General features: G+C 57.4%; 23 protein-coding genes and 1 tRNA gene. 5 read left to right on the top strand and 19 right to left on the bottom strand.

Annotation, left to right across the window (positions count from 1 at the left end; all coding sequences use genetic code 11):
• Position 1: 1 nt before the first annotated feature.
• The 12 genes from I6L35_RS12335 to I6L35_RS12280 all read right to left on the bottom strand — a co-directional run bounded on the left by I6L35_RS12335 (position 2) and on the right by I6L35_RS12280 (position 9,955).
• Positions 2-796: an SDR family oxidoreductase gene (locus I6L35_RS12335; RefSeq protein ID WP_216978307.1), complete on the bottom strand. Its 795-nt coding sequence runs from the start codon at positions 794-796 to the stop codon at positions 2-4.
• A gap of 2 nt (positions 797-798) precedes the next feature.
• Positions 799-1,644: an alpha/beta fold hydrolase gene (locus tag I6L35_RS12330; protein WP_216978306.1), complete on the bottom strand. Its 846-nt coding sequence runs from the start codon at positions 1,642-1,644 to the stop codon at positions 799-801.
• The gene (locus tag I6L35_RS12325; RefSeq protein WP_005347566.1) at positions 1,641-2,165 is read right to left on the bottom strand and encodes a cupin domain-containing protein; all 525 of its coding nucleotides are present in this window, start codon (positions 2,163-2,165) and stop codon (positions 1,641-1,643) included. The genes I6L35_RS12330 and I6L35_RS12325 overlap by 4 nt, the downstream gene beginning before the upstream one ends.
• Positions 2,166-2,254: 89 nt before the next feature.
• Positions 2,255-3,511, bottom strand: coding sequence for an MFS transporter (locus tag I6L35_RS12320; RefSeq protein ID WP_216978305.1), 1,257 nt, complete (start codon positions 3,509-3,511; stop codon positions 2,255-2,257).
• A gap of 23 nt (positions 3,512-3,534) precedes the next feature.
• The gene (locus I6L35_RS12315) at positions 3,535-4,755 is read right to left on the bottom strand and encodes an NAD(P)/FAD-dependent oxidoreductase (protein WP_216978304.1); all 1,221 of its coding nucleotides are present in this window, start codon (positions 4,753-4,755) and stop codon (positions 3,535-3,537) included.
• 3 nt (positions 4,756-4,758) lie between these two features.
• The gene (locus I6L35_RS12310) at positions 4,759-5,691 is read right to left on the bottom strand and encodes a VOC family protein (RefSeq protein WP_216978303.1); all 933 of its coding nucleotides are present in this window, start codon (positions 5,689-5,691) and stop codon (positions 4,759-4,761) included.
• Positions 5,692-5,723: 32 nt separating this feature from the next.
• Positions 5,724-6,482 carry an SDR family oxidoreductase gene (locus I6L35_RS12305; protein WP_005347570.1) on the bottom strand — a complete coding sequence of 253 codons (759 nt, stop codon included), beginning with the start codon at positions 6,480-6,482 and terminating at the stop codon, positions 5,724-5,726.
• Positions 6,475-7,509 (bottom strand): aromatic ring-hydroxylating dioxygenase subunit alpha, encoded by a 1,035-nt coding sequence (locus I6L35_RS12300; protein WP_216978302.1) that lies wholly within the window; start codon positions 7,507-7,509, stop codon positions 6,475-6,477. Before I6L35_RS12300 ends, I6L35_RS12305 begins: the two co-directional genes overlap by 8 nt.
• 31 nt (positions 7,510-7,540) lie before the next feature.
• Complete coding sequence (locus tag I6L35_RS12295) at positions 7,541-7,840, bottom strand: recombinase-like helix-turn-helix domain-containing protein (protein WP_005347574.1); 300 nt, start codon at positions 7,838-7,840, stop codon at positions 7,541-7,543.
• Positions 7,841-7,854: 14 nt separating this feature from the next.
• Positions 7,855-8,163 (bottom strand): non-heme iron oxygenase ferredoxin subunit, encoded by a 309-nt coding sequence (locus tag I6L35_RS12290; protein ID WP_005347576.1) that lies wholly within the window; start codon positions 8,161-8,163, stop codon positions 7,855-7,857.
• Between the two features lie 520 nt (positions 8,164-8,683).
• Entirely contained in the window at positions 8,684-9,382 is a 699-nt protein-coding gene (locus I6L35_RS12285) for an IclR family transcriptional regulator (protein WP_232307783.1), read from the bottom strand.
• A 485-nt stretch (positions 9,383-9,867) separates the two neighbouring features.
• Positions 9,868-9,955 (bottom strand) — tRNA-Ser (locus I6L35_RS12280).
• A 208-nt stretch (positions 9,956-10,163) separates the two neighbouring features.
• Here I6L35_RS12280 and I6L35_RS12275 point away from each other — a divergent pair.
• The 3 genes from I6L35_RS12275 (at position 10,164) to I6L35_RS12265 (ending at position 13,513) form a co-directional block, all read left to right on the top strand.
• A complete protein-coding gene (locus tag I6L35_RS12275) occupies positions 10,164-10,820 on the top strand; it encodes a Bax inhibitor-1/YccA family protein (protein WP_005338308.1) in 657 nt (218 codons plus the stop codon).
• A 164-nt stretch (positions 10,821-10,984) separates the two neighbouring features.
• Positions 10,985-13,138, top strand: a complete 2,154-nt coding sequence (gene yccS, locus I6L35_RS12270) for a YccS family putative transporter (RefSeq protein WP_216978301.1) — start codon at positions 10,985-10,987, stop codon at positions 13,136-13,138.
• Between the two features lie 24 nt (positions 13,139-13,162).
• Positions 13,163-13,513, top strand: a complete 351-nt coding sequence (locus I6L35_RS12265) for a TusE/DsrC/DsvC family sulfur relay protein (protein WP_216978300.1) — start codon at positions 13,163-13,165, stop codon at positions 13,511-13,513.
• Between the two features lie 111 nt (positions 13,514-13,624).
• Here I6L35_RS12265 and I6L35_RS12260 read toward each other — a convergent pair whose 3' ends face one another.
• From I6L35_RS12260 to I6L35_RS12250, 3 genes are all read right to left on the bottom strand, one after another.
• Positions 13,625-14,539 (bottom strand): Gfo/Idh/MocA family protein, encoded by a 915-nt coding sequence (locus I6L35_RS12260; protein WP_216978299.1) that lies wholly within the window; start codon positions 14,537-14,539, stop codon positions 13,625-13,627.
• Positions 14,540-14,667: 128 nt separating this feature from the next.
• Positions 14,668-14,919 (bottom strand): hypothetical protein, encoded by a 252-nt coding sequence (locus I6L35_RS12255; protein ID WP_227342210.1) that lies wholly within the window; start codon positions 14,917-14,919, stop codon positions 14,668-14,670.
• Between the two features lie 187 nt (positions 14,920-15,106).
• Positions 15,107-16,057: a transposase gene (locus tag I6L35_RS12250; RefSeq protein WP_216953146.1), complete on the bottom strand. Its 951-nt coding sequence runs from the start codon at positions 16,055-16,057 to the stop codon at positions 15,107-15,109.
• 345 nt (positions 16,058-16,402) lie between these two features.
• Here I6L35_RS12250 and I6L35_RS12245 point away from each other — a divergent pair, with 345 nt between their 5' ends.
• A complete protein-coding gene (locus tag I6L35_RS12245) occupies positions 16,403-17,902 on the top strand; it encodes a histidine-type phosphatase (RefSeq protein ID WP_216978298.1) in 1,500 nt (499 codons plus the stop codon).
• 481 nt (positions 17,903-18,383) lie between these two features.
• Positions 18,384-19,667 (top strand): hypothetical protein, encoded by a 1,284-nt coding sequence (locus I6L35_RS12240; RefSeq protein ID WP_216978297.1) that lies wholly within the window; start codon positions 18,384-18,386, stop codon positions 19,665-19,667.
• Positions 19,668-19,727: 60 nt separating this feature from the next.
• Here I6L35_RS12240 and I6L35_RS12235 read toward each other — a convergent pair whose 3' ends face one another.
• From I6L35_RS12235 to I6L35_RS12220, 4 genes are all read right to left on the bottom strand, one after another.
• Positions 19,728-22,106 (bottom strand): YgiQ family radical SAM protein, encoded by a 2,379-nt coding sequence (locus tag I6L35_RS12235; RefSeq protein WP_216978296.1) that lies wholly within the window; start codon positions 22,104-22,106, stop codon positions 19,728-19,730.
• Positions 22,107-22,330: 224 nt separating this feature from the next.
• Positions 22,331-23,107 (bottom strand): hypothetical protein, encoded by a 777-nt coding sequence (locus tag I6L35_RS12230; protein ID WP_005347598.1) that lies wholly within the window; start codon positions 23,105-23,107, stop codon positions 22,331-22,333.
• Between the two features lie 211 nt (positions 23,108-23,318).
• Entirely contained in the window at positions 23,319-24,758 is a 1,440-nt protein-coding gene (gene pyk / locus I6L35_RS12225; RefSeq protein ID WP_216978295.1) for a pyruvate kinase, read from the bottom strand.
• A 174-nt stretch (positions 24,759-24,932) separates the two neighbouring features.
• Positions 24,933-25,787, bottom strand: coding sequence for a MurR/RpiR family transcriptional regulator (locus I6L35_RS12220; RefSeq protein WP_005334759.1), 855 nt, complete (start codon positions 25,785-25,787; stop codon positions 24,933-24,935).
• Positions 25,788-25,916 lie beyond the last annotated feature (129 nt).

Raw genomic sequence — 25,916 nt, 5'->3', positions numbered from 1 at the left:
CCTAGAGGTGCCTGTTAAAGCCACCCGAGACATCGAGCGCTGCCCCGGTGGTATAGGCCGCCAGTGGCGAGGCCAAAAAAATCAGCGCACGGGCAGGCTCTTCGGGTTTGCCCAACCGTCCCATGGGTATGCCCCTGCGTGCAGCGATCCCCTGTGTCCACTCCTCCCAACTCAGCTGTTGCTCGCTGCGTTCGGCAAAGCGGCGACGCCACTGCTCCGACTCCACCATGCCGAGCAAGATGGAATTAACCCGGATCCCCTTGGCGGCAAACTCATGAGCCAATGAGTGGGTCAGGTTTAACAGGGCGGCCCGAGCGGCCGAGGTCGCAATCATGTGTGGCTCTGGCTGTAATGCCAGCAACGAATTGACATTGGTGATGGAGGGGCATGGCGAGCGCGTCAGCTGATCCAAAAAAGCCTTGATGGGATAGATGACACTGAATGTTTTCAGCCGGCTCTCTGCCAACCACTGCTCATCGTCGGTCTGCTCAAAGTTGGAGACACGTCCCTGACCGGCGTTGTTGATCAACATGTCGGTACCGCCAAAACGGGCCTCGACCGCCGCAGCAAAGGCCGTCACCGCCTCTTTATCGAGTACATCGCACGGGTAAGCCATGCAGTTGTCCTCGGGAAAGCTGGCCAACATCTCGGCCAGCGAGGTAGCCAAACGCTCGGTATTGCGCCCACACCAGGCAACTCGTGCCCCCTCGGCCAGTAACAACCGCACGGTTTCCAGCCCGATCCCCGATGAGCCGCCCGTTACCACGGCTACCTTGCCTTTCACGTTAAAACTCACGGTTATCCCCCTCGATTGGTTAATAAAGCGACCAGTTGCACAACGGCCCGGCTAAACGCAGCAGGTTGATCGATATAACTGGCATGACCCGCCCCCGGCAGAGGCTCGCAATGAGCCTTGCCATGCCCGGCAGCCAGGGCCAGCACTCCTACGGGTGGCGTAATGACATCCTCTTCGCCATAGATCACCCCGATCGGAGCGGGATAGCGCGCCAGATAATCACGAATATCGTCATAGGCCAGCAGATAGGAAGCAGCCTCGAAGCCCACCTGGGTCAACCCGGTCATGCTGTTGGCAACCAGCGCCAACTGGGCCTTACTTGCGCTGGGGCCCAGCAGCACAGGGCCACGGGCGGCCGCGAGCCCAGCGTGGCCCAGGGTGCGCAACATCTCGGGGCGCTTGCGATGGATCTGCTCCCGCATCTCAGGTTCGTCCCGGCCATAACCCTGTGCGGGATTGGCCAACAGCAGCCCCCTGACGCTATCGGGTTGTTCACTGGCATAAGCTGCGGCCACCATGGCCCCCAACGAATGCCCCAGCAACAGCGGTTGCTCCAGCTCAAGGGCAATGATCAACTGATGCAGCACTCTGGCATACGCCCGGGCGTCCGGAGTTGAACCTGGCAGCGGGTCACTCTGGCCATAGCCGGGCATATCCCACGCCACCAGGGTGAACTGCGCAGCCAACTGCTCCAATTGGCACACCCAGGAGCCGGAGCCGGAGCTGATCCCATGCAGTAACAGCAACACGGGCCCCTGCCCAACCCGACGATAGGCCAACTGACGCCCGGCCAGCATCGTCCGTTGCAACGGGAAGTCAGTGAGACGAGCGACCAGATCGCCCATCATGAGACCCGCTTGATCTTGGATAACGGGTGGGTGTCCGGGTAGGTGGGCGTGGTCGGCTTGCTGGCCCCCAGCATCACGCACATCAGTGCATCCTCCTCACCATGGTTCAGCAGACCACGATAAATTCCCGGCGGAATGGAGATAAGATCCCGCTCATTAAGTTGGGTCTCAAATTTTTCCCCTTCGAACTCGACGAACAGGGTTATCGAGCCACGCAGCATGAAAAACACCTCTTCTACATCGTCATGGAGATGCAGCGGCCCTTCACACTGGGCAGGCAGCACCATGGTAGAGAAAGTGAAATGCTCGGAGGGGACGGTATTGCTGTCGCTCTGTACCCCTGTGGCCCCCGTGCCCATATAACGCATCTGGGCACGGCGATATTTAGGGTCATAGTCAGCCTGGAATTTCAGGGCATCGAAGTCATAGCGACGGGTGCTAAAGCGGGCGATGCGACTATCCAGCCACTCTCCCAGACTCTTGTCAGCGGGTTTATTCCAGGTGGCAAATTTCGCGTTCATAGTGCGTTTCCTCTCAGTGGTTATTGCTCAGTTTCAGATAAAGAGCGCCCCTTCCGCGGCAACGGAATAAGCAGCCAGTCAGGTCAGGATCAGTACTTTTTAACGAGGGGGAGCAGCAGCAGCGAACCGAGCACGGCCACCCACACCAGGAACATCAGTCCCAGATTGAAGTCTCCGCTCCGGGTCACTATGTAGCCCATCAATACCGGGGCGGCAGATCCGGCGAAGTTGCCAAAGCCGTTGAAAATCCCCCCCGCCGTCGCACTCACTTCTGACGGCGTGAGCCGGGCCAGCAAGGCGAACACGGCTGACACACCAAAACCCCAGCTCATAGTGCTCACCGACAGAGCCAGGATCGCCAGCACAGCGTCATGAAGCTGCAATACCAGATAGAGCGCACATCCGGCGAGAAACAGACCGGCAAATACCTGTACCGCCCGCTTGCCTGTTTTATCAGAGAGGAAGGCGCCCGCTATCTCCCCAAACAGCATGGCGATGAAGGGCAGTGACGAAAGTGCGCCGAAGGAGGCAAGATCCACCCCTTTCTCTTCGATGAGGTAGCTGGGCAACCAGCCGTTCACCCCCCAGAGATAGGTCAACAAGGCGGCATTAAACAGACAGAGGGCCCAAAACGAGGGGGACTTGCACAATTGCTGACTATTGTGAAAGTGCTGCAGCCAGGTCACCCGCTTCTTCGGCGAACCATCAGCACTGCCACTGTTCAGTGAGACCCCCTTCAGACCCCAGTAGACCACCATCAAGGTCGCCAGCGTCAACCCGGCCATCACGAAGAAGGTCATCTGCCAACCGTAGCGATGGAGGATAAAAGCGGTAATGGGGAAGCCGAGCGCAGCGCCTATCGGAGTGCCCAGCAGAAACATGGTACTGGCCCTGGCCTGCTGCCCCGAGTTGTAACACTGTTTGACGATGCTATAAGCCAGCGCAAACAGCGGGCCTTCGGCAATCCCGAGCAGGACCCGTAGTACCAGCAGTTGCTCATAACTGGTCGCCATACCCATCATGGCCATCAATATTCCCCATGAGGCCACGCCGGCCAAGAGGCAGGTACGCGGGTTGATGATGTCGCCGATAAAGCTCAGGCAGACAGATGAGAGGCCATACGCCAGCAAGAAACTGCTCATCAACCAGCCCAGCCTGGTCTTGTCAGCCCCGATGCCCATCGCATGCTGAAACACCGGATCCGAGAACAGCACTGCAATACTGATCTTGTCAAAGAAGGCCAGCACCACACACACCATGAGCACGACGGAGATAGACCATCGCCGGAACAGGCTCGCAGAAGCGGGCTTGTCGGTCATCAGCAGGGTTTCTTTTATGGTTTCCATACTTGTTTAACCTTGTCGTCCTGTTACGGTTTCAGCGTCATCAGATTGACTGTGATGTCAGCCAGTTGTCCGGCAGGCAGCAGAGTCCCCCCCTTGAGCCATCGTTTGCCAAGTTTCATCAACCTGGCGTCATTGACCGTCACCATGGACTCCAGTCGCCCCTCTGCATCCAGATAGATAAATGAACGCTGATGTTCCCCGTAGTAGCGCTCAACCAGGCGGCTGGCGTGATTGGCCGGAGTGCCCAATATCTGGATATTGCAGTCATATTGATCCGACCAAATCCAGAGTGCCTCCCGATACTCGCAAGGCTCACCCAGCATCGACTTGGCCACGCTGATGGCCTGATTCTGGGCATTGGCCCAAGACTGCACGCACATACCCAGCGTGGGGTGAACGGCCACATCCCCCGCGGCATAAATATCCGGGTGGGATGTCCTGCCGAACTCATCGACCAGCAGACCATTATTGACGGCCAACCCCGCATCGCGGCCCAGCTCGGAGGCTATTTCCGCCCCGGCCCCCACCACTACGGCGTCCACCTCCTGCAGCAACTGACCCTCTCGCAGCAGTCGGACTGCCCCACCGTCGGTCACCACCAGATCAATGGCGCCACACGCCAGCTGAACGTCAACCCCCTGCTCCTGGTGCAGCTTCATAAGAAACGCCGACAGCTCGGGCCTCACACTGCGGGCACACAACCGGCTTGCCTGTTCGAACAGGCTCACAGCTACCCCGTTGGTTCGCGCCGTCGCAGCCACCTCCAGGCCAATCCATCCGCCACCCAAAATGGCCAGACGCTTGCCGGGCAGCAGTCGCTCACGCAGACGGATGGCATCTTCGACGGTGCGCAGGGTAAAGACGTGGGGCAACCCCAACCAGTCTCGCACCGGAACACGGGCCCGGCTGCCGGTGGCGATCAGCAGTTTGTCGTAGGCCAGAGTCACCCCGTTGGCCAGGCTTACCTGCCGCTGCTGCGGGTTGATGGCCGTTGCCAGCACAGGTTTGTGCCAATCGATATCCATGGCGGTAATCGCCTCGTCGGAAAAGAGTTGCAACGCCGCCGGGGCCATAGTCCCCGCCAATACCTGTTTGGAGAGGGGGGGGCGCTCATAGAACACCTGCTCCTCGGCAGAGATCACCGACAAACGCCCCTGATAGCCCTGTTGCCTCAGGGTGTATGCAGCCCAGGCCCCCGCCTGCCCTGCACCTATGATCACAATTTGGCTGATGGTTGGGTTCATGGCTCAGGCCTCCTGCTTGAGCTGCCGCCGGGTACGGCTGTCGAGACCGCCCTCGATCGCCCACTCGGTAAAGAGCTCCAGACGATGTTCCATGGTGCGGGGCTGCCACTCCTGGGTCAGATAATCATCGTTGGTGTAGTACTCGAACGCCCCGCCCAGTGGGCTATTGACATACCAGAAGTAGGCCGACGAGATCGGGTGACGACCCGGACCAATAAAGGTGGACCAGCCATGTCGATTCATCGCCAGGCCAGCGCCAACCACCTCGTGAATATCTCGCACCGTGAAAGCCACATGATTGAGCCCCGCCGATTTGCCCGGCACATGCAAGAGGAAGAGGTCATGATGGTGCCCTTCCGCGGCGCAGCGCATGAAGGCGCCCTTACCCTGATAGCAGTCAGAGAGATGGAAACCGAGTCGATCACGGTAAAATGCTTCTGTGCGGGCAAGGTCAGGGGTAAAAAACACCACATGTCCGATCCCGATGGGTTCACCACGCTCATAGACAGGGCTGGCCTCATTGATCCGGCGAATATCCCCATGTTGATTAATCGGCGTCACCCGTAACTCGACCGGTCGCTGCGCACTCAATTGAAAACTCAGGGTCATGCCATTGGGGTCCTGGCAACTCAGACGTCCTTCCTCGCTTCGCAATGACGGATGCCCCGCCAGCCGCTCGGCCAGTTGCGCCAGACACTCCGGGCTGGCCACGCCCCAAACCACCTCGCGCAGCGTCGAGCCGCTCTCGAAGACCGCCGGCAAACGGGGGTCATCCACCTCGAACAGATAGACCCGACTCTGATTAAGCGTCAGGAAGAGATCCGCCCCGGCGATATCACTGCTGGCCCGGCGCAACCCGAAATCAGCAAGAAACGCGGCTGCCTTGGCTCTGTCGATCACCCCGAACTTCAGGGTTTCAATTCCAGTAATCTTCATGCTCACACTCTCTTAATTGGGATGTCATCCGCTCAGTTGAAGACAAAACCGCCGTTAACCGGCAGGTTCTGACCCGTGACAAAGGAAGCGAGATCAGACAACAGATAGAGCACGGTGCCGTTTACATCCTCAGGCACCTGCGGCCGGTTGATGGCCCGCCCGTCGACATAGTGCTGATGACGCGATGCAGGGACATAGGTGGTCGCCTCAACCTGCGTCAGGCCAGGACTGATCGCGTTGACGCAGATGTTGTACTCCCCCAGCTCGCGAGCCATGGAGCGGGTCATTGCCAGCAAGGCCCCTTTACTGGCCACGTATGCCATTAATCTGGGGGCCCCCCACAATGCGGTGTCGGACGCGATATTCACCACCTTGCCGGCACCGGACACCTTGAGATAAGGCACTACCGCCCGGGTCATCAGCCAACTGCCACGGACATTGACCTGCATGACGCGATCCCACACCGCCACATCCAGCGCCAGCATGTCGACGCCACCAATACCGGTCGCGATGGCACCGCAATTGACCAGCCCGTCGAGCCCGCCCAGTAGCTGAGCTGCATCATGGGCGCAGCGGGCAATGGAGTCCGGATCAGCCAAGTCCAATGACAGGCCATGTGCCATACATCCCTCGGCAGACAGCGCCCTGGCACCGGCTAACACCTGCTCGGCAAGAATGTCCGCCATCACCACACTGGCACCCGCCGCACAGGCGGCCCTTGCAAACTCCAGCCCCAGCCCTCTGGCCGCTCCGGTGATCAGCAATCGTTTGCCCGACAGCAACCTAGACATCGCTCACAGCCTCTTCCCTGACTTGCAAGCGGGCCAGTTGCTGCTCTGCCATCTTCTTCATCAATCTGCGCAGCCGCGACAACCCCACATCATGCTGATAAAGAAACTCGTGTTCGCGGGCATCAGGGGCCATCTGTTCAAGGATCACCCGGTCTTGTTCCAGCACATCCCAGTGCAACTTTTCCAGATGGTTGCGATAGAGGAAGCGCCACACATTGCGCTGCCAACCGCTGACCTTGCGTGCGCGCCAGAAGAATACCCGGGTGTGGTACTCGTCTACCGGGGTGGCGAAACCGACAATCCAGAACTCGCCGCCCGGCCCAAACTGCGGACGATAGGGGATCGACAGGCGCAACCAGAAAGTTCCGCTGCTGCCAAATTCCACCCAGTCGAAATTGACACCACTTTGGCCAGTTTTCTCGAAGATGAATCCCTGTTCCGTGTTGCGAGCCCGCATATCAGCACTCTTGTCCCCTTCGGCCATGGAGTGGGAAGTGCAATGCAGGTAGCTGCCATGCATGGGATCCATCACGTTATCCACCGCATAGCGGTAGTTGACCGCCCAATCGGCTTGACAGAGGAAGTGGCTCCACTCCTCACTTTCCAACTGTTCCGGCAGCACCAGTTCTGCGGGTGTGCTCTCCGCTTCCAGGCCAAACCACAGAAAGATAGCGCCGTGCTTCTCGATGACCGGATAAGAGCGCAGGCACTTGCTGCCAGTCATGGGACAGGCATCGACCGCAGGCACATCGGTCACCACGCCCGCGCCATTTACCTCCACGCCGTGATACCAGCAAGCCACCCGATCCCCCAGATTCCAACCCAGCGAGAGCCGGGCTCCCCGGTGAGGGCAACGATCTTCAAGCGCGTTGACCTTCCCCTTGGTATCGCGCCACAGCACGATATGTTCACCAAGACGCGTGATACCTACCGGATTGCTGCTCACTTCCCAACTGGATACCACCGGATACCAGAGATCCTTGAGACCCAAATTCAGGTGATGCTCCAGTGCACTTTGTTGCTTCATCGTGTTCTCCTCGCTATCTGCAGTGGGCCGCTCAGTAACCGAGGCGGGCCATCTCATCCTGAAAATTGGTACAACTCCACGGATCGCCCGCCTCATTGCGCAGTCCAGACCGATTGAGGGTCTCTACAAGGGACTCCAGTTCGGTAATGCCCTCGGCAAAGGCCTTCTCCAGTTGACTCACCAGCGCCAGCTCATAAGCGGTCGGCTCGCGGTAGCGGTTCTGCCATATCAGGTTGACCGTCTTGCCCGGGATCTGAATGTTGTTTTGCCCGGCCTCAGCACTGGGCTCCTTATTGAGCCAAGCGGCCAGTTTGGGATTGAAATTCTCCATTAACTGCTTCCTCGTCATGCCATGTGAAGGAGTACGTCGTCGCCTTCGACGCGTACCTCGTAGGTGTTCAAATCGCGGCAACCTGGGCCGCTTTGCAGCTTGCCGGTGGGTATATCGAAAATGGCCTCATGAAGCGGGCACTCAACCGTGCGCCCTTCCACGAACCCCTCACTCAGCAGGGCGTAGGCATGAGGGCAGATATCCTCGATGGCATGAAGCTGCCCCTCGATCATGAATATCCCAACCGCTTTCCCCTCGACATTGAGCGCCAGATGCTCCCCATCCGAAATCGCACTCAATTTACAAACCGGCATCCAACTCATCTCGCCTCCGAAAAATTCACTATAGAAACATTTTTTCGTATGCAAACACGTTAATCGCCAAGAGCAACCCATGTCAATGAGTTGTGTACTTTTTGTTACCATCACCACCAAAGCCTCCTCCATGAGGTGCCACGATAACGCTCATCGACCCTCTGTTGAGGGGTCGCCAGAACGGAAATGGGTCAGTGCAGCTGAGCGCAACAGGCAACTGGGTTTGATTATCCGATTGAATTTGATGATTAATTTTTGATGTTTGAGAAGGGCGCTACGCTCTGCCACCATCGACGCAGGTTGGCGACAGTCAGCCATGAACATGGCCCCAAGGCATCAGCAGCTATCCAGTGGCGGGAACAAGATTTAACAATCTGACCAAGTTGCGTTATTGCTGGCCTGATGTTCGAGCAGCAAATGCTCGGTAGTACACTGGGTGGCAAAGAAAGGAGGGGGGATAAACCGGGAGTTGCAAATCATGCAACAAGCCATGCGCTTGCGCATGGCGTTACAAAAAGAGCGCTATTTTTCAGGGATTACCGTTATTCAAACTGAGTGTGCGCGACAGATCGTGCGCAGCATGGATCACCTTATCCCGAATGCGTCCTTCAAACTCCTCTCGGGGAAAACTTTGCAGGGGGCAGCTGACAGAAACCGATGCGATCATGCGGCCGTCACTTAACCGATTTATCGGTGCCGCACAGGCAGCCATCACGGGATTGTAATAGCCCCAGCTGATCAGCGCCGGTTGTCCCCGTACCTCAGCCATGCAAGCCAGCAGTGACTCAATGCTGTTCGGGGTTCCCTCGGTGTAGGTGGACCATTGATAATCACGATATAGCTCGATAATGGCCTCATCAGACAAGTCAGAAAGCAGCAACTGACCGGTGACGGTTGCATGGGCTGGCCATCGGGTGCCCACTCCTACCGTGCTGGTAAACGGCCCTTTCGCCTGATAACGATCGACAAAGACTATGTCTGTCCCCTGACGGATCACCAAATGGCACGCAATGGTAATATCGTCCCGCAAGCGCTGCATGATAGGCCGCGATGGCTCCAGTAAATCCAGCCCAGAGAGATAGGTAAATCCCAAATCCAGCACCCTGGAAGTCAAGCTATAGCGTCTGGACCCATCTGCCTTATACAAAAAGCCACAGGTTTCCAGGGTATAGATAATACGGAAAGCACTGGAACGATTGACATCAATGACTTCGGCAAGCTCTGACACGCTTAATTCTCTTCGCTCTTCGCTAAATGCCTGAAGCGCTCTCAGTCCCCTTACCAAGCCTGGCACTGTATATCTGTCATCTGTCTCCATATATCTCCCTGAAGTACCTGACATTTTGTTAATTAATGGGAAAATTTGACCATGGCAGGGGGGGAACGTCAATCAATGACCCTCTTTCTCCATCAAATGGCAGGAGACAGTCAACATCCGCGCCGCAGGCGAGAAGCTGACGAGAGTCTATGAGCGCAGCGACAGGATGACGACTCAGGGCTCAAACATGGATGCAGACAACTCAGCCTCAGAGAAGAGACGCGCATCGAGCAGTTAGAGATGAGAGAGATAGCCGTCATCCTGCTCCAAGTCACAAGATGCGGGGACGCTTTGACGGCATCCCATTTGCGACCAGGAGTACTGTCGAGCAAGACTACACGGCACAGATACAAAAAAGCCCAAGCGGGTGACCGCTTGGGCTTTCTCTTTGAATATGGCGGAGGAGGTGGGATTTGAACCCACGGATGGTCGCCCATCGCCGGTTTTCAAGACCGGTGCATTCAGCCGCTCTGCCACCCCTCCGAACGGCGTGCATACTACGCTAAGCCCTTGTTCATATGCAATACATATTTCCTGTGGGATAGTGTGCGGGAGCAAAATGGCAGGTGGCTTGAAATTGTTCCTCGTCATCCCTATTTGTTCTACATACAATGCGTAAACATGCAGTAACAAACAGCGATCACGAGGCGGCTGCTCGCCGTCTCACCCGGACATCAAGAGGACACCCAAGATGGATACCCGTTCTATCTACACTGGCACCCAAAGTGCCGTACGCGATACCAACAAGGTGCTGCGTAACACCTATATGCTGCTCTCCCTCACTCTGGGCTTCTCTGCCGTGGTGGCGGGGGTCGCTACCGTGATGAACATGCCGCCGCTGCACTGGGCCGTGTTCCTGATCGGCGTCTACGGTCTGATGTTCCTGACCGAGAAGAATCGCAACAACGGCATGGGGCTGGTCTTCACCTTCGCCCTGACCGGTCTGCTGGGCTATAGCCTGGGCCCCATCATCAACATGTACATGAACAATGGTGGTGGCGAGATCGTGATGACCGCCCTTGGCGGTACCGCGCTCACCTTCTTCGGTCTGTCGGCCTATGCCCTGACCACCAAGCGTGACCTCTCTTTCATCGGCGGCATGCTGTTCGTCGGTTTCTGGGTACTGCTGGTGGCAATGATTGCCAATATCTTCCTGCAGATGAGCGCCCTGAGCCTGGCTCTGTCCGCCATGTTCATGCTCTTCTCCTCCGGTGCCATCCTGCTGACTACCCAGCAGATCGTGCGCGGCGGCGAGACCAACTACATCTCTGCCACCGTCACCCTGTATGTCTCCATCTACAACATCTTCCTGAGCCTGCTGAGCCTGCTTGGCGGCAACCGCAACTAATCAAAAACCCCGCTTCGGCGGGGTTTTTATTGGCTCCTGTTTCTGTCAGGATAAGTTGCAAATCAAGGATATGATGCGAAGCGGCCCTGATCCAAATCAGGGCCGCTTCTCGCTTGGCGGGGTAACATCCTGCCCTCGTTTCGTTCAAGGGTTGTTCCTGTTTCATGCCGATGGATCTCTCTGGCCTGCTGCGCCGACTGCTGACCGATAGTCACATCTACTTCGCACTCAAGGTGCTGCTGGCCATTCTCGGTCTGCTCGCCTTCACCCTGGCCACCGGCAATAACCAGCTCACCGTGCTGCTCTCCCTCGGGGTCGTAGCGGGCGCCATCGCCGAAACCGACGACAGCCTGTGGGGACGGCTCAAAAACCTCGCCATGACGCTGATTTGCTTCATGTTCGCGTCCCTGTGTGTGCAGTATCTCTACCCCACCCCCTGGCTGTTTGCCATTGGGCTCGCCAGCTCCACCTTTATCTTCGTGATGGTGGGGGCACTCGGCGCCCGCTACGCCACCATCAGCTTCGGCTCGCTGCTGATCGCCATCTACACCATGCTGGGGGCCGCCAAGGCGCCGGATCTCTTCTACCAGCCGCTGGCACTCGGCGCCGGCGCCCTCTGGTACGGGCTGGTCTCGTTCATCTGGCTCTGGCTGCTGCCCTACAAGACCCTGCACGAGCAACTGGCCCAGAGCTACTTCGCCCTTGGCCGCTACCTGCTGGAAAAGTCCCGCTTCTTCCCGGCGGACGAGCACGGCGCCCAGGCCATTCGCCACAATCTGGCCCAGCTCAATATCAATCTGGTGAGCGCGCTGACCCTCACCAAGTCGGCCCTCAACGCCCGCCTGAGCCGCCGCCATCCGGCGAGCCCCGAGCTTGCCAGCCTGCTGCGCCTCTATCTGCTGGCGCTGGAGATTCACGAGCGCGCCACCTCCAGCCACTACCCCTACAGCCGGTTGGAAGCGGAGCTCAAGCAAGGCATCGTACTGGAAGGATTTCAGGAGGTGTTCCTGCAACTCTCCGAGGCATGCCAGCGGCTGGGTTACGCCATTCTGGTGCACAAGCCCTACGCCCATAACAAGCGCATCCACTGGACACTGGAGGCCCTCGGCGATCAGCTGGAGTTCACCAATCTCAAGCAGCACTACCCGAAAACCCTGCTGACGCCGATGAAATTCCTGCGCCGCAATCTGGCCAGCATCAACCAGTTGCTGGGCAGCGCCGAAGTGCTGCAAAACCCCGAGCAGCCGGAGCAGGATCTGCCCGCGCTGGCGCGCCCCCCCCGCCTGCCGCTGCTAGCCCAGCTCAAGCAGCACCTCACCTTGCACTCCATGGTGTTTCGCCACGCGCTGCGTTTGTCGCTCGGGCTGGTGATCGGCTACGGCATACTGCAAACCTTTGATATGGATAAGGGCTACTGGATTTTGCTGACCGTGCTGTTTGTCTGCCAGCCCAGCTACAGCGCCACCCGCCGCCGACTGGTGCAACGGATGCTCGGCACCTTCGCCGGCATACTGGTGGGCATTCCGGTGCTCTGGCTGTTTCCCGAGCTGCACGTCCAGCTGGTGGTGATGGGGCTGGCCGCTTTCCTCTTCTTTACCCAGGTGCGCAACAACTACAGCGCCGCAGTCTGCTTTATCACCCTCTACGTGCTAATGGCGTTCAACCTGCTCGATGGCATCGGCTTTGCCATTCTGGGGCCGCGGCTGCTCGATACCCTGCTCGGCTGCCTGATCTCCTACGGGCTGGTGGCCTGGCTCTGGCCAGACTGGCAGTACAAGCGGCTGCCGACCCTTATCGCCAATTCGCTCTCGGCCAACGCCCGCTACCTCTCGGCGGTGCTGGCAAGCCTCAAGCAGCAGCGGGACGAGTCCATCGACTATCGGGTGGCGCGCAAGAGCGCCCATCTGGCGGACAGCGAACTGGCCACCGCCTGGCAGAGCATGCTGGTGGAGCCGCAAAAGCGCCGCCGCTTCCTCGATCTCTGCTTTACCCTCACCTGGCGCAACCATGCCCTGCTCTCCTACATTTCGGCGCTGGGGGCCCATCGCGACAAGCTGGAGGCCATCAGCGGGCTGGATGAGGTGCGCCACCATATCTGCCACACCCTGGAGCAGGCCGCCGGCCATCTGGCGGGCAACCCCTCCAGCTCCATCGGAGGTCAGTGCCCGGTGATAAGTCCGGACAGCAGCGAGGAGCAGCTGATGCTGACCCAGCAGCTCAACCTGATCAGCGAGCTGGCGGATCAGCTGCTGCATCTGGCCAACGAGAGCCGGTTGCTCACCGGGGATCAAGGCGCTACCATGCCCGCCCAATCCTGATAGCCCCATTAGCGAGGAGCCCCCATGTCTGCGTCCGAAAAATATCAGCTGGAATTCAACGGCCAACTCATCGAGACCGATGCCAAGGGCTACCTGCTCAACAGCAACGACTGGAGCGAGGAGCTGGCGCTGGTGCTGGCTGCGCAGGAGGGGATCACGCTTGAGGAGCCGCACTGGGAAGTGGTGCGCTTTGTGCGCGCCTTCTATCTGGAGTTCAACACTTCCCCCGCCATCCGTGCGCTGGTCAAGGCGATGGAGAAGCAGTACGGCCCCGAGAAGGGCAACAGCCGTTACCTCTACAAGCTGTTCCCGGAAGGGCCCGCCAAGCAGGCAACCAAGATTGGCGGCCTGCCCAAGCCGGTAAAGTGCATCTGATCCCATGCATCTCATCCCATAACAACGGGGGCCGCAACTGCGGCCCCCGTTGTTTTTCATGCGTCTTTCTCACGCACCGCGCATTCATGCCACGCGCACTTCCAGCCAGCCTTATCCCCGCTTGTCAGCCAGCGCGACCAGCTGCTCCGCCAGCCGGTGACCGTGCAGGTAGGAGGCGATCAGCTCGCTATCCGCCTTGCCGATTTCAACCTGCTGATACCAGTGCTCCAGCATGGCGGCAAAGCCGCGCTGGGCCAGCACCGGCTGCCAGTCGTTGGGGCTAAGCATCTGCACCTGTTTGTCGCGGGCGATGATACCGCGAGTGCAGTTCTCAAGGTGCAGGGAGAGATTGTCGCCGTAGGCATCGATGCGCTCCTCGGTGATCCCCGCGCTGCGGTTCATGCTGCCGCTGATGGCGCGATCGCCGCTCTGCCAGCTGACGCTGACCCCGGCCAACAGGCTGTTGTCCTGCGCACAGGGGCGCAATACCGCATGAAAGTCGCCGTCCGGCACGCCGCCATAGAAGCAGAGGCTGTCGAGCACATGGATAAAGTCGTCAAACATAAAATCCCGCGCCTTGCCCGGCAGGGCGAAGCGATGTTTCTGCCAGTTCAGCTCGGTGAGCGGCTGGGCCCGCGCCTCGGCCATGACGGGCAGATAGCGGCGGTTAAAGCCGGTAAAGAGGGCGCAATCTTGCGCGATGGCGAGGTTGGCCAGCGCCTCGGCTTCGGCCAGATTGTCGCACAGGGGCTTGTCGACAAAGGTGGGGATCCCCGCCCGCAGGCACTGCTCGGCCAGCTCGCGGTGAACGGCGGTAGCGGCGTGGATCATCACGGCGTCGGGGCGGCTGGCCAGCATGGCCGCCACATCGGTAAAGCACTCGGCGACCCGATACTGGCGGGCCAGCTTCTCCAGCACCGCCGGATTGCGGGTACAGAGCAGCGGGGTGACCCGCTCGTCGCTCGCCAGCAGCGGCAGATAGGCTTTTTGGGCGATATCCCCCAGACCAATCATGGCAATGCGCATCTCAACTCCTTTTCACTCGATAACGGGACAAGCGGATAACTGCCCGCACCATCGCAGGATTTATCCCGCAGATCCAGCCTGCCGTTAGCAAACTGGCTGGCGTGCGCAGCTCTGTGCAAACGGCGACGTTATTTGGGCATGGCAAGATCGCAGACCGACTTGATCACCTCGGCCAGCCACTCGATGGCGAGGTTGCCCTGACTTTTACGGTGTCTGCCAACCACCACCTCGAACTGCTGCGGCGCCCCGGCCAGCTCCAGCATGCGAAAATCGCCGAGGGTGGCGATGGCCGACGGAATGCAGGCCGCCACGTCATTGACCGACATAAAGGCTTGCAGCGAGGTGTAACAGGGGAGCGTCGCCGAATCAAATTGGGACACCCACCTTTTTGATCAAGCCACTATCAGGCTACTTGCAGGCCCAATAAGGGGTGTGTATCCGAGCTGATGCCTGCAAAAGTAGGCTGGTGGGAGAGATTGTCAGGTTTAGAAAGCAACAGCCCCTGCACAGCCATTTATTGGACTATGTGCAATACCCGGAGCTATCAGCAGGGTGGATGCAAAGCTATCACAGCCTTGGTTGATGGCATCGTCGCTGGCCACAGTGGCGGGCAAACTGCTGACATTGATATCTGTCTCCCACCACTCTGATCCCTTGTCGCCTGAACAGCGTCACCTGCTTCAACCAGCGAACAGCATCGAGTCCCAATCGTTCCAGAATGGGTCCAAATTGGGCCGGAATATGACCCCGCTTGTCGGGCCGAATAGCACGACCAGTCCAATCAACCAGCATCAGGTAGTCGCTGAAGGCATAAGGCAGCTCTTCAGGCTTACCCTGGCGGGCAAACGGCAGCAAAAGTGGTGGCAAAACCTCAGTAGTAGCAGGCGCGTCAAGGCGCTGTTTGATACTGGTGTATTCACTCTGCTCTGGCCGATCGGTCAACGCAGCTCGTATCGGATTGAGGTCAACATACGCCATACAGGCCAACAAGGCGGATTCGGTGAGCAAAGCCTGACTCTTGAAGCGCCCCTCCCAGAAATGGCCCTTGCAACCATCTTCCTGATTGGCCTGACGGGCCAGATTTTCATTGAGTAGCCGAATAAACCAACTTATGGAGTGAAGCCGCTCCCGCCATTGGGCCAGCAATTGCTGCACGACAGCCAGCTCAGGCTCGATCAACATCTCCCCCTGATACCAGCGCCTGACCAAATGCGGCCACTGGAATAGCGCCGCCCAGCGCTCAGCCACCTCCCGCTCACTCCAGTTGGCTGCGGTATCGGGCTCCACCTTGAGCACCAGATGATAATGATTGCTCATCACCGCATAAGCACAAATGCCAATTGCAAACAGCCGCGATAGTTGCCCCAACTTGTCGACCACCCACTGACGCCGATGCTCATAACTCTGGCCAGAATGGGCATCGTCACCACACAGAAAGGCTCGCCGCACACAGCGGCTGACCACATGGTAGTAAGGCGTATCCTGCAAGCTGATTTGACGTGAACGGGCAATGGTCATGGCACATCCCTCAACGGTGACCTCTTAAGTCAAGAACAGCCCTACGCCACTGTCAAAAAGGTGGGTGTCCCGAAAAAATGAAGTGCTCTATGTCGATGCCTGATACGGTTCAGGTGTGAACCGAATGCCTTTGTAATGCCTTGTCGATGTTTTTCCTCTTCCCCGAAAGCGCCAGCTCTCGGGGCTTTTTGCATCAACAAGGTGGGGGTTCCGAAAAAGAGATTCTCTCCCTTTGCTTACTGCTTTATCAGAAGTCATCAGCCTGTCATCTGGCTGACATCCCGCGGTCATTTTCAAGCCATAGAGTTTTTCACTTATTTTTCATATGGATAGATAAGGAACATCATGACTTTCCCGCGCTCTTCTTATGTGGCTTTGGCCGTCTCGCTGGTCTTGCTTGGCGGTTGCCAGTCAGAGAACGAATCGTCTACCGACAGCCAGGGCAAAACCGCCTATCAATACAGCACCAAAGCGGTCTACAGCCCGCAGCAGCAGGCGGAGAGCTACGAGCCAGCGCCTCAGGGGTTCAGCCCGGTCTTTACCGAGATGGTGGCGCGCCACGGCTCGCGCTCCCTCTCCAGCCCGAAATATGACGTGCTGACCAAGCTGGTCTGGGAAGAGGCGCAGCGTCAGGGGGCGCTCACCACTCTCGGGCAGGGGCTGGGAGGCAAGGTCGATCTGGTGACGACCGCCAACCAGAAACTGGGCTACGGCCTGCTCTCGGCGCTGGGCAAGGAGGAGCACGCCAATCTCGCCACCCGGCTGGCGGCGCGGCTGCCGACCCTGCTCAACAGCAGCGAGCCCCACTGCATCAAGGTGGTTACCTCGGGCAAAGACAGGGCCAACGAAAGCGCCTTCTACTTTATGGAGAGCCTCAAGCGCGACGTGAACTATGTCAGCGACTCGGCGCAGTGCTACCTCACGCAGGATGACCCCTCGAAGATCGACAAAAAGCTGGTCAACAAGTTCGAGCTCTACTTCCACAAGACCACCCCCGAGGGGGATTACGCCCGCTACCTGCCCGCCTATGAGAGCTACCAGCGCTTTATCGGTGACGAAGATGCCGGAATCGCCCCGGCCCCCGAACTGGCCAGAGCGCTGGATCAGCTTAAAAACCTGAGCAAGACCAAAGAGATGGCCCGCAGCATGCTGGAGCGTATCTACAGCAAGGGCTTTGTCGACTATCTGGCGGGCGGCGTCGAGTTTGTCGCCGTCAACCCGGAAGATGGCGGTATGACCTATGTGCGCGACGAAGTGGATGCCGCCCTGATGCTCTACAACCTCTTTATCATCGGCCCCGGCATGATCCGCGAAGCGCAGGCACAGGGCAGCGAACCCTGGGCGCTGGAGCAGTTCCTGACCCCACAAGAGTCTGCCTGGTTCTCCTACCTCTCCGATGCGGAAGATTTCTACGAGAAGGGGCCGAGCTTTGCCAACCAGAGCGCCCCCTACGCCATTGCCCAGCCGCTGCTCGACGGCCTGTTTGGCGAGGTACAGCATCAGGTGGTGGAGGGCGAGCAGAGCCGACGGGCCACCCTGCGCTTTGCCCACGCCGAAGCCATTATCCCCCTCGCCGCCCTGATGAAGCTGGAAGGGAGCCGTCAGGGGGCCAGCCCGGATCAGCTGTTCAGCCAGCAGAACAACGAGTGGCGTGGCGGCTGGGTCTCCCCCTATACCGCCAATATTCAATGGGATATCTATCAGAACGGGCAGCGGCAGGTGCTGGTCAAGATGCTCTATAACGAAAAGGAGATCGCCTTTAAAGCGGGCTGCCAGCCCTACCAGAGCGGCAGCCACTACTACGACTTCGAAGAGCTCAAGCGCTGCTACGGCTATAACGGCTAACCCCTAGCGCGCCGGATATGGCTATCGAAAGGGGCGACCAGCAGGTCGCCCCAATTCACTCCCCTTCCCTGCTTGCCAAAGCGGGATATGGCTACAAAGCCGCCTTCCGGTTCCATTTGCTGATCCAGTTCAAAAAACGATTAATTTCTGATAGTTGAGTCACTTTAAGGCTCGCCTCGGCAGTTTCGTTTGGCTTACCATAGCCATCCAGAACCTGTTGAGTTGCGATGGGTTGCTGCCAGCGCAGGTCCAGGGAGCATATTGGAAGCTGTAATCCACGGGCGGTAGCGTGGGATTGGGTAAAGATACGCCTCATACAGAAAGGTGGGTGTCCTAGATTTCCATTAAAAAATTATCGTGCTATACGTTGGGCATCACTTCATTTGGTACCATCTACTATTTTTAGCCAAATATATTAGCTCCCATGTAATAAACCATTTTTTAATATCTAATGAAAAATACATCATGGCACTACTAAAAAATGAAAAAACCAAAGCTAAGTCAAATAGAGAATGCTTTTTTACCTGCAAAGGAAATAACTGATTCAGAACGATTTGCTGGCCGAAAAGTAGCAGTGGTAAATTCTTTTTATGCTCTCATTGCTGAGGGTTCAAATATAGCCATTGTAGGTAATAGAGGTATTGGTAAAACCTCCTTGGCTAGACAGATAACAAATATTGGTGCCGGTGATAGCTCTATACTAGAAAAGCTAGACATTCCGAATGATGAACAATTTGACTTTTTAACTGTATACATGGCATGTGGAAAACAAGTACGTTCAACGGATGAACTTCTTGAAAGACTCTTAACGTCTACCAACTGCTTAGCTGAGTGGATATATGAGATTCCAAATGCAAAGAAGGTAATGGTTAATTATAATCCAAAGTTCAGTGCAAAAGTATTAGGTGTAGGCGTTGAGTTGGCGGGAAGTAAGACATCAGAGGTCACAACATCTCCAGTTATGTCGGAACATCAAGTTGATATTGTATTCACTAATGTCGTTGATGCTATTATTAAAGCAGATGTTGCTAAAAATGGAATTCTATTAGTTATAGATGAGTTTGATCAAATAGCGGATCCTTCAGGATTTGCTTCTTTTCTAAAAGCACTTGCAACCAATGTACCTAAGGTTAAATTTTGCGTTGTAGGCGTAGCAAAAGATATCCAGATGCTTATGAAGGAGCATGAGTCAACTGATCGATTGTTCGCAGGCAGCATAATATCTATGGACCCCATGAATTCAAATGAGCTAGAGAACATTATTGATAACGCAGAAAAATATATTGATAGATACATAACTTTTGATAATAACGCTAGGGATAGAATTGTACAACTAGCAAACGGCCATCCTTATATGGTCCATTTAATCGGAAAATTTTCACTTAGGGCTGCATTCGAAGAAAATGTGTACATCATTACGGATAGTCATATTAATAAAACTCTATCTAGCATTGCAGAACAAAAAGCAGATCCTGTCTTAGAAGGCAAATATCGAAAAGCGGTCGCGTCATCATCTCAACGAGAGACTGTACTTAGGGCTATGGCAGCTGCACAGGATAAACATAATGAAATATGGACTTCTAATGCATACAAAATTGCTTTAGATGCTGGAGTCGATAATTCAAGTCAGTATGTTGGCCAGCTTGTAGCTGAAGAATATGGTGCAGAACTTGAGAAGCTAAGAGAACGTTACTATCGATTTAAAGACTCTTTGTTTCATTCATATGTTTTAGCTCGACCTAGAATGTACTCTGAACAAGACTAAAAATAAATAGGCGACCATCCGGTCGCCTTTTTATTTCTATCGCTTTCCAATCAGGAAATATTACCGTGCCGGTCGCTTGCCACCATTGCCTTTAGCCGCAGGCTTGCCGCCTTGAGCTACGGGTTTTGCCCCCGGCTTGGCAGAGCCAGCGCGGGTTGGCGCCTTGCCCTTATGGGCAGGTTTTCCGGCAGGTTTGCTCTTACCCGCATTCTGGCCAGCACTCTTGCCTTCACCCTGTGCGGCCGGTTTGCCGTTAGCAGCCCCTTTCTGCAGCTGGGAACCCACCGGCTTGCCGCCCGTCGGCTTGTTGCCAGCGCCATTGCCGCGCTGTTGTTGGCCTCTTTGTTGAGACATTGGGCTATGGCGAGTCAGGGCCGGTTTTAGCCCCTTGCCGCTGGCGGCGCGCTCGTTGCGCCCTTCCGCAGGCACCAGACAGCCGGGGCCATTGCCAATCAGGTGGCCCTTGCCCATGGCGAGCAGGGCTTCGCGGATCATCGGCCAGCCAGCAGGATCGTGGTAGCGCAGCAGCGCCTTGTGCAAGCGGCGACGGCGCTCGCCCTTGGCAACAAACACATCGCCACCGGTGCGGCTCACCTTGTTTAACGGGTTTTTCTCCGTGTAATACATGGTGGTGGCGTTGGCGAGCGGCGACGGGTAGAAGTTCTGCACCTGATCGAGCTTGAAGCGGTTCTCTTTGACCCAGAGCGCCAGATTGACCATGTCTTCGTCTGTGGTGCCCGGGTGGGCGGAGATAAAGTAGGGGATCAGGTACTGCTGCTTGCCCGCCTCTTTGGAGTATTTGTCGAACAACTCCTTGAACTGGTAGTAGCTGCCCATGCCCGGCTTCATCATCTTGGAGAGGGGCCCCTCCTCGGTGTGTTCCGGCGCGATCTTGAGGTAGCCGCCGACGTGGTACTTGGCCAGCTCCTTGATATAGCGGGGATCTTCCACCGCGATGTCGTAACGCACGCCGGAGGCGATGAGGATCTTCTTGATCCCCTTGAGGTCGCGCGCCTTGCGATAGAGGTTGATGGTCGGGCTGTGGTCGGTGTCCATGTGCGGACAGATGGTGGGCCAGACACAGGAGGCGCGACGGCAGGTCTGCTCGGCTTTGGGGCTCTTGCAGCGCAGCTTGTACATGTTGGCGGTGGGGCCGCCGAGATCCGAGATGACGCCGGTAAAGCCCGGCACCTTGTCGCGGATATCTTCGATTTCTTTCAAGATCGACTCTTCCGAGCGGCTCTGGATGATGCGCCCTTCGTGCTCGGTGATGGAGCAGAAGGAGCAGCCGCCAAAGCAGCCGCGCATGATGTTGACCGAGGTCTTGATCATCTCGAAGGCCGGGATCTTCTCGTTGCCATAGGCGGGGTGCGGCACCCGCTGGTAGGGCAGGCCGAATACGCCGTCCATCTCCTCGGTTTCCAGCGGGAAAGCGGGCGGGTTGACCCAGACGATGCGATCGCCGTGAGCCTGTGACAGGGCACGGGCACAGCCGGGGTTGGTCTCGTGGTGCAGAATGCGCGAGGCGTGGGCGTAGAGCACCTTGTCCTCTTTCACCCGCTCGAACGCCGGCAGCTTCACATAGGTTTTTTCCCACGGCTTGGGCTTGGCCGGCTGCACCAGCACAGGCTGGGCTTCCTGCGCGGCAGGTGCCGCGTCGGTGGCGTCATCCGAGCATGGGGCCCCTTCCATATAGGGGTTCATGATGGGATCGATGCGGCCAATCTGGTCGAGCTTGCTCGAATCCACCCCTTTCCAGCCCGGCAGCGGCTCCTTGCGGATAACGGCGGTGCCGCGAATATCCTGCATGGTGTCGATGCTCTCCCCCGCTGCGATGCGGTGAGCCACCTCCACCAGCGGCCGCTCGGCGTTGCCGTAGATGAGGATATCGGCCTTGGCATCAAGCAGGATGGAGCGGCGGATGGTCTCGGACCAGTAGTCGTAGTGGGCGATACGGCGTAAGGAAGCCTCGATGCCGCCGATAACGACCGGCACCTCCTTGAAGGCCTCCTTGCAGCGCTGGGTATAGACCAGGGTGGCGCGATCCGGCCGCTTGCCGCCCACATCCCCCGGGGTGTAGGCGTCGTCGTGGCGCAGCTTTTTATCGGAGGTGTAGCGGTTGATCATGGAGTCCATGTTGCCCGCGGTGACCCCGAAGAAGAGGTTCGGTTTGCCCAGACGCATAAAGTCATCCTTCGATGACCAGTCCGGCTGGGCGATGATGCCGACCCGAAAGCCCTGCGCCTCCAGCATGCGGCCGATGACCGCCATGCCGAAACTCGGGTGATCCACGTAGGCATCCCCCGTCACCAGAATGACGTCGCAGCTGTCCCAACCGAGCTTGTCCATCTCTTTGCGGGACATGGGCAGGAAGGGCGCCGTGCCGTAGCACTCGGCCCAATAGCGGGGATAGGAGAAAAGGTTGGGTACCGGCTGCATTTTGAACACCTGGAAAAATTCGGGTCGCGCATTATACCGATTGCGGCCAAGGGGAGCGATGGCTTTTTGTCCCCAGCATTCGCGCGGGAAAAGGCGCTTTGCCATCCAACATCCGCATCACGCCACCACAAACAAGCACGCCCGCAGGATGAGTGCGGGCGATCTTTGACTGCAACTGCCGCACGGTGAGCCGGGCCAATGCGGGGGGCTCACCGCCTGAATGGTTACTGACTCAGATCCTTGTCGATCCAGTATTTGGAGCCGGAGATGTTGGCATCGAACAGCAATCCCTTCTCGCCGATTTGGTAGATGGCCATGCCACCGTTGTATTTGGCGGTCAGCTCGGCGCTCTCCTTGCCAGCTACCACACCCACTTCTGAGGTGGCCTCCCACCCCTGGGTCACGAAGGCATCGAATCTGGCCTTGTCTTCAAACAGGATCACCTGCTGATAGAACTTGCCACCGATACCGGCCGCCAGCCCCGCGCCAAACATCTTCATATAGGTGTGTTTGCCACTCTTGCGATTGATGGCCACCCCGGCGCCCTGATTGGTATGCAGCATCAGGGAGAACTTGCGCGAATCGAATACTGCGTAGCCATACGCCTTGTCAAACAGCAACTTGGCTGAAGGCTGTTCATTGAACAGGCGCACCAGTGCCGTGTCGGCCATGGTGTTGAGCGCCACCCGCGCCTCTTGCGGGGTTTTGGGCTCCAACATCTCGTCGAGCTTCTTGTCGGCTACCTTCAGCCACTCCTTGCCGGTGGCGATGCTCTTGTCGGTCCAGACCCCGGCGGTGTTGAACGCCTCTTCACCCCAGGCAGAGATGGAGGCCCAGCTCTTTTTGGAGAAGTCGCTGACGTCCTGCCATACCTCCTTGCCAGTCTCACTCACGGCGGTGCCGAGATCGGCGGCGGCAGCCTTCAGTTTCTCCCAGTCGGCATGGCTGGGTGACACCACCAACGTCAGTGACAGGGCCAGCAACCAGTTACGCTTGTTCATTTTTTCACTCCCGTATTGTCGAGTGTCTGGGTTATCCTGCGATCCCCTACAACAGGCTACCCGGTGAAAACCACTCCCGCATTATCGGAAGGGGAATCCGGTTAAGCAATCATTGAGTCCTGTTTATCCCGCCAAAGCGCGACAGCCGTTAATAAAAAGGCTGCTCATCAGAGAGGAGCAGCCTTGTTGAACACTGTGAAACCGGACGGGCTTATTCGACCATCATCACCTTGCAGGTGTTGGTACTGCCGACGGTTTCCATCTTGTCACCGTGGGTCAGCAGTACCATATCGCCGCTTTGCAGCAGCCCCTTCTCCTTGAGCACGGCCAGCGCGTCGCGGCACACTTCGTAGACCGGTTTGGTCTCGTCACCGTCGAACAGCACCGGGGTCACACCACGGTAGAGGTTGGCCCAGGCCAGGGTCTTGTTGTGGGGGGACATGGCGAAGATCGGCAGACCGGAGCTGATACGGGACATCAGCAGCGGAGTAGTGCCCGATTCGGTCAGCGCCACGATCGCCTTGACCCCTTCCAGGTGGTTGGCTGCGTACATGGTAGACATGGCGACCGCCTCTTCAACCGAGGTGAAGGTGTAGCTCATGCGGTGGTTGGAGACGTTCAGGCTCGGGTGCTTTTCGGCACCGACACAGACGCTCGCCATGGAGGTGACCGTTTCGATGGGGAACTGACCGGCAGCGGTTTCGGCAGAGAGCATCACCGCATCGGTACCATCCAGCACGGCGTTGGCGACGTCCATCACTTCGGCACGAGTCGGCAGCGGCGCATTGATCATCGATTCCATCATCTGGGTGGCGGTGATCACCACACGGTTGAGACGACGGGAGTGACGGATCAGCTTCTTCTGTACACCAACCAGCTCGGGGTCACCGATCTCGACGCCCAGATCGCCACGGGCAACCATAACGGCATCAGAGCCGAGGATGATATCTTCCATCGCTTCGTCAGTGGCGACGGTCTCGGCGCGCTCGACCTTGGCCACGATCTTGGCATTGGAGCCAGCTTCGCGAGCCAGTTCGCGGGCGTAACGCAGATCATCACCGCAGCGCGGGAAGGAGACGGCCAGATAATCCACGTTCATCAGCGCGGCTGTCTTGATATCTTCCTTGTCTTTCTCGGTCAGGGCTGGTGCGGAGAGACCGCCCCCTTTCTTGTTGATGCCCTTGTTGTTGGAGAGCGGGCCCGCCACGGTCACAGTGGTATGGATGCGGGTGCCTTCCACGCTCTCGACTTTCAGTTGTACACGGCCATCGTCCAGCAGCAGGATGTCACCCGGCACCACATCATTTGGCAGGCTCTTGTAGTCGATACCAACCTGCTCCTGACAGCCTTCACCCTTGCCCAGGGCTGCATCCAGCACGAACTTGTCACCGATGGCGAGATAGATCTTGCCATCCTTGAAGGTGGATACACGGATTTTCGGGCCTTGCAGGTCACCCATGATGGCAACGTGGCGGCCGAGCTTGGCAGCAATGTCACGCACCTGATTGGCGCGCTGGATATGATCTTCAGGAGTGCCGTGAGAGAAGTTCATCCGCACCATGTCGGCACCAGCGCGGATAATCCCTTCGAGGATCCCTTCGCGGTCGGTGGCCGGACCAAGTGTGGTTACAATCTTTGTACGTCTAGGCATGAAAGACTCCAATATGAAGTTGAGATAACTTGAGATTCTGCCCCATCAAACCGATGGCTCGATGCACCCGCTTGCAAACCATCCGGGTGGTTTTTGTTATTAAGTTACAATACCACATCAAGACTACACCAAGGAGGGTGGCATAGACAGTCGGGGGCCAAAGCCCCCGACGATTCAGGAAGAGTGTGGTGTTTCAAAACGGGATTCGCGCAATCCCTCTTTTACCTTCTTCAGGTTTTCACGAAATTTCATCCCCCGGCGCAGGGTAAATCCGGTTGCCAGCACATCCACCAGCGCCAGCTGCGCGATGCGGGAAGCCATCGGCATGTAGACATCGGTATCTTCCGGCACATCCATGGAGAGCACCAGGTTGCACTCGCGCGCCAGTGGGGAATCCTTGGCGGTCATGCCGATGACGGTGGCGTCGTTCTCGCGCGCCAGCGCGGCGATCTCGACCAGCGCCTTGGTGCGGCCGGTATGGGAGATCAGCACCACCACGTCCCCTTCGCTGCTGTTGATGCAGCTCATGCGCATCATGACGATATCGTCAAAGCTCACCACCGGGATATTGAAGCGGAAGAACTTGTTCTGGGCATCGCGGGCAACGGCTGAGGAGGCACCAAGACCAAAGAAGCTTATCTTCTTGGACTGGGTCAGGATATCGACACAGCGGTTGATGGCCGAGATATCCAGGCTGTTCTTGGCTGCATCCAGACAAGCCATGGTGGATTCGAAGATTTTGGCCGTGTAGGTATCGGGGCCGTCTTCTGCTTCCACATGACGATTGACGTAAGGAGTGCCATTGGCCAGGCTCTGGGCCAGATGGAGTTTGAAATCGGGGAAGCCTTTGGTATCGAGGCGACGGCAAAAACGGTTGACGGTCGGTTCACTGACGTCGGCCATTTTGGCCAGGGCGGCGATGCTGGAGTGGATGGCGGTCTGGGGAGACGCCAGGATCACCTCGGCAACCTTGCGTTCTGATTTACTGAAACTTTCCAGGTTGTTCGTAATTTTATCAAGGGTATTCATCATCACCACCAGACGTTTTTGTAATTTAGCTTCAGTGTCTTTGCACTAAATCTACGGCTAAGCAGGTTTCCAATCAAGCTGATGACTATACAAGACAAGCGGTTATCGCAACTAACGCCTGCCGTACAA

Origin of the sequence: Aeromonas sp. FDAARGOS 1405 (assembly GCF_019048265.1) — a bacterium.
Taxonomy (GTDB): domain Bacteria; phylum Pseudomonadota; class Gammaproteobacteria; order Enterobacterales; family Aeromonadaceae; genus Aeromonas; species Aeromonas veronii_A.
Note: the sequence above shows the minus strand (reverse complement) of the source record. Positions and strands in the feature narration are given on the sequence as shown.